The following is a 4,682-nucleotide window of genomic DNA, read 5'->3' on the forward strand; positions in this document are numbered from 1 at the left end:
GCTCCGCGCGTGTGCGCCAGCTCGGCCCACACCGCCTCCACCGTGCGGCCGGCCGAGGCGACGACGACCTGCCAGCCGGCGCCGCGCAGCAGCGCCGCGGACTCCTCGAGCTGGGCGGTCAGCGAGGCGCGGGCCGCCCCCGTCAGCGCCCGGCGGCCGCGGCCGGCCTCGGCCCAGCTGCCCACGTCGAGCAGGACGGCGACGTCGGACGCCGGCCCCGAGCGGGCGGCGACCAGCTCGGGGAGGTCCTCGGGGCCGACGGCCCCCAGGAGCGCCACCACCGGGCCGTCGCCGGCCACCCGGCCGAGCAGACCCGCCGCCGGGGCCAGGCGCGCACCGCGGGAGGGCGTCAGCGCGGCCAGCCGGTCGAGCAGCTCGCCGGGACCGAGACCGCCGCGGCCCCGGCCGCCGTGCCCGTCGGAGGGACCGAGCTCGCCGGCCTCGGTGACCACGTGCACCACCGCCCCGCGGCGGGCCAGGTGCGTGCCGATGCTCGCCGCGGCCTCCACCAGCCACTCGAGGCTGTCCGGCGGCGGGGCCGGGTCGCCGGGCGGACCGGCGACGGTGGCCCCGGCCGCCGCGCCGGGCGCGGCGGCGCGGCTGAGCAGGTGGGCGCGGACGCGGGTGTCCAGCAGCAGCGCCGCCTGCGACCGCCACGGCCGCTCCTCCATCCGCACCATGAGCTCCCCGGTCCGCGCGGTCGCCCGCCAGTGCACCTTGCGCAGGTCGTCGCCGTGCCGGTAGGAGCGGGTGCTCACGTCGTCCTCGCCGTGCACCGCGATCGAGCGGCGGGCACCCTCACCGCCACCGCCCTGCCCTCCGGCCGGACCGCCCGGGCCCAGCTGCCGCACCCGCGGCACCACCAGCAGCGGGGCGTCGTCGGTGCCGCTGGTGGTGCGCTGGACCAGCCCGAAGGGGTCGACCAGCCGCAGCTGCAGCGGACCGAGCCGGAAGCGGCCGCGGCGGCCACCGTGCACGCGGTAGCGCAGCTCCGTGGTGCCGCCGCCGGCCAGCCGCTCGACGACGAACCGGGGGGAGGGGCCGAGCTCGGCGGGCAGCTGCTCGGCCAGCAGCCACAGGCGGCCGGTGCGCCGCTCGGCGTTGGTGAGCTCCAGCCGCACCTCGGCGTCCTCCCCGCGCGGCACCCGCGCGGGCGACACGGTGCGGCGGGCGGCGACGCGGACCCGCTGCCGGGCCACGGCCAGGGCCGACAGCAGCGGCAGGGCCAGCACGAAGACGGCGAGCTGGGCCAGCGGCTGCTCACCGAGCAGCGCGCCGAGCCCCAGGAGGGTGAGTCCCGCGGCGACCAGGCAGCGGCCGCGCAGGGTGAGCGACGTGAGTGCGGTCCGCAGCGGGCCGGGCACGGCGCTCAGCGCCCTCGCAGGACGGGGACGGCGGCCAGCAGCCCGGACACGACCTGCTCGGGTGTGCGCCGGGCGGCCGCGGCGTCGGGGGTGAGCAGCAGGCGGTGGGCGAGCACCGGCGTGGCCATCGTCTGGACGTCGTCGGGCAGGACGTGGTCGCGGCCGGCCAGCGCGGCGGTGGCGCGGGCGGTGCGCAGCAGCTGCAGGCCGGCCCGCGGCGACGCGCCCAGGCGCAGCTCGGGGGAGCGGCGGCTGGCCTCGACGAGGGCGACGACGTAGCGGCGGACGGCGTCGGAGACGTGCAGCGTCTGCACCGCGGTCACCATCGCGCGGACGGCGGCGGCATCGGCGACCGGGCACAGGGTGGCCAGCGGGTCGGTGGTGCCGCGGTCGTCGAGCATCGCCACCTCGGCCTCGCGGTCGGGGTAGCCCATCGAGACCCGCGCGGTGAACCGGTCGCGCTGGGCCTCGGGGAGGGGGTAGGTGCCCTCCATCTCCACCGGGTTCTGCGTGGCGACGACGAGGAAGGGCCGGGCCAGCTCGTAGCTGACGCCGTCGACGGTGACCTGCCGCTCCTCCATGCACTCCAGCAGCGCCGACTGCGTCTTGGGCGAGGCCCGGTTGATCTCGTCGGCGACGACCACGTTGGCGAACACCGCGCCCGGCTTGAACTCGAAGGCGCGGCTCTCCTGGTCGTAGACCGACACCCCGGTCACGTCGCTGGGCAGCAGGTCGGGCGTGAACTGGATGCGGCGCACACTGGCGTCGATCGAGGCGGCCAGCGCCTTGGCCAGCGTCGTCTTCCCCACCCCGGGCACGTCCTCGACGAGCAGGTGCCCCTCGGCCAGCAGCACCACGAGCGCCAGGTGCACGACGCCGGGCTTGCCCTGGACGACCCGGGAGACGTTGGCGGCGATCCGCGCGCCCTCCGTGGCGACGTCGACCGGGAGACCGGCCGTCCCGTCCGCCGCACGCATGGTGTCGGTCACCCGGCCCACGGTACGTGGCGGGCGGGCCCCCGGGACGGGCTCCGCGAGCGCCTCCGCGACCCCCACCACGGACCCCTCCGCGGGGGCTCCCGTCCCACCCGACCCCACCACCTGCCCCACCCGTCCCCACCGCGGCCCCCCGGAGGTCCCCCGTGCCCCTGACCTGCACGGCAGGCGGTGGGAGCGCTCGGTCACGACATGGTGTCGAGTGGTGTTCGGTGGGGCGTAGTGGGTTAGGGTGTGGCGCGGTGGGGAGCCAGGGCCCGTCCCGGGTCCGCAGACGGACACGAGGAGGACCGATGGGGGAGGTGATCCGGTGTTCGTCGGCAGCTACACGTTGCGCCTCGACGAGAAGGGCCGGCTCGCACTCCCGGTCCGCTTCCGCGAGCAGGTGGCCGGCGGCATGGTGATCAAGAAGGGCCAGGAGCGCTGCATCTACGGCCTCACCATGGCCCGGGTCGCCGAGCAGAGCAGCGCCGCCGCGTCGATGGCCCCCGCCGACACCGCCGAGGCCCGCATGCGGGCCCGCATGAGCTTCGGGTCGATGGTCGAGGTCGAGCCGGACAAGACCGGCCGCATCACCATCCCCGCCGACCTGCGGCAGTACGCCCACCTCGACCGCGACGTGGTCGTGGTCGGCGTCGACACGCGCTTCGAGATCTGGGACCAGGCCACGTGGGACTCCTACGTGGAAGAGCAGGAGGCGGCCTTCGCCGCCATGGAGAGCGAGGGGATGCCCACGCTGTCCTGATCCCCTCCCGCCGGTCGCCCCGACCGCCGCGCACCCGTCCGCGAGCCGTCTTCCCCGCGGCTCGACCCGGGTCCGGCCCGAACCGCCTTCCCCGCGGCTCGGTCCCCGCGCAGTGCGGCGCACCCGCGCCGCCGGCCGGACCGGCCACCGGCACCGGGCACCCCCGCCCTCGCGGCTGCCACCTGACGCACTTCCCCGGCGCCAGGCGGACCGCGGGGGCGGGGGTCCCACCCCGTCCGCCACAGCACCCCCACGGCCCCTCGAGCGGCACCCCTCCCGACGCGCCCGTCCGACGCGCCCCTCCCGTCGCGCGGCACGCCCGCCGAGCTCCCCCTGCCGACCCGCTGCCCGCGCCACCATGAGGACGTCCTCCCCGCGCGGGGAGCCCGACCCGAGGAGAGCGACGATGGACAGCCCCGAGGCCGTGCGGCCCGCGGCGCAGGACTCGGTGCCCTCGGACCCGGCGCAGGACTCGGCGCCCTCGGACCCGGCGCAGGACTCGGCGCCCTCGGACCCGGCGCACGTGCCCGTCCTCCTCGACCGGGTCACCGAGCTGCTCGGCCCCGCCTGCGCCGCCGACGGCGCCGTGCTCGTCGACGCCACCCTCGGCCTGGCCGGCCACGCGCTGGCCCTCCTCGACGCCCACCCCGGCCTGCGCCTGGTCGGCCTGGACCGCGACCCGCAGGCGCGCGCCGAGGCCGCCGCCCGCATCGCCGCCGCCGGCCACGCGGGGCGCACCACCCTCGTGCCCGCCGTCTTCGACGAGCTGCCCGAGGTGCTCGACCGGCTGGACCTGCCCGAGGTGCAGGCGGTGCTGTTCGACCTCGGCGTCTCCTCGTTGCAGCTGGACCGCCCCGAGCGCGGCTTCAGCTACGCCGGCGACGGGCCGCTGGACATGCGGATGGACCCCGGTGCCCCCCGCACCGCCGCCGACGTCGTCAACACCTACCCGGCCGCGGACCTGGCCCGGGTGCTGCGGGTGTACGGCGAGGAGCGCTTCGCCTCGCGGATCGCGTCGGCCATCGTCCGCGAGCGGTCGCGGGCGCCGTTCACGAACACCGAGCGGCTGGCGCACCTGGTGCGCGAGTCGATCCCCGCGGCCACCCGGCGCACCGGCGGGCACCCGGCCAAGCGGACCTTCCAGGCCCTGCGCATCGAGGTCAACGACGAGCTCGGCGCCCTCCGGCGGGCCCTCCCGGCGGCGCTGGACGCCCTCGCCGTCGGTGGCCGGCTGGCCGTCATCACGTTCCACTCCCTCGAGGACCGGATCGTGAAGCAGACCCTCGCCGCCGGCGCCACCGACCGCACGCCGCCGGAGCTGCCGGTCCGGCTGCCCGAGTACGGGCCGGTCCTGCGCCTGCTCACCCGCGGCGGCGAGGCACCGTCGGAGGCGGAGGTGGCCGCCAACCCGCGGGCGGCCTCGGCCCGCGTCCGCGCCGCCGAGCGCACCCGGCGGGCAGCGTGAGCGAGCTCGCGAGCTCACGGGTGGGCACGGCAGCGCCGCGAACGCGGCCGACGAGCGCCGGCGAGGAGGGCTCGTGAGCGCCGCCGCCCGCGCACCCCGCGACGGCGCCGCGG

General features: G+C 78.0%; 4 protein-coding genes. 2 read left to right on the top strand and 2 right to left on the bottom strand.

Annotated features, from left to right (window positions below):
• Positions 1-1,364, bottom strand: a 1,364-nt coding sequence (locus tag ABQ292_RS26030; RefSeq protein ID WP_369210601.1) for a DUF58 domain-containing protein, incomplete at its 3' end; no start/stop codon positions are given.
• A gap of 5 nt (positions 1,365-1,369) precedes the next feature.
• On the bottom strand, positions 1,370-2,353 hold the full coding sequence (locus ABQ292_RS26035; protein ID WP_369210602.1) for an AAA family ATPase: 984 nt from the start codon (positions 2,351-2,353) through the stop codon (positions 1,370-1,372).
• A gap of 316 nt (positions 2,354-2,669) precedes the next feature.
• Here ABQ292_RS26035 and mraZ point away from each other — a divergent pair, with 316 nt between their 5' ends.
• Together mraZ and rsmH are read left to right on the top strand one after the other, a co-directional pair.
• Complete coding sequence (gene mraZ, locus ABQ292_RS26040; RefSeq protein ID WP_204690563.1) at positions 2,670-3,104, top strand: division/cell wall cluster transcriptional repressor MraZ; 435 nt, start codon at positions 2,670-2,672, stop codon at positions 3,102-3,104.
• A 406-nt stretch (positions 3,105-3,510) separates the two neighbouring features.
• Positions 3,511-4,569, top strand: a complete 1,059-nt coding sequence (rsmH, locus tag ABQ292_RS26045; RefSeq protein ID WP_369210603.1) for a 16S rRNA (cytosine(1402)-N(4))-methyltransferase RsmH — start codon at positions 3,511-3,513, stop codon at positions 4,567-4,569.
• Positions 4,570-4,682: the final 113 nt, after the last annotated feature.

The sequence above is a fragment of the Geodermatophilus maliterrae genome (genome assembly GCF_041018925.1).
Taxonomy (GTDB): Bacteria; Actinomycetota; Actinomycetes; order Mycobacteriales; family Geodermatophilaceae; genus Geodermatophilus; species Geodermatophilus maliterrae.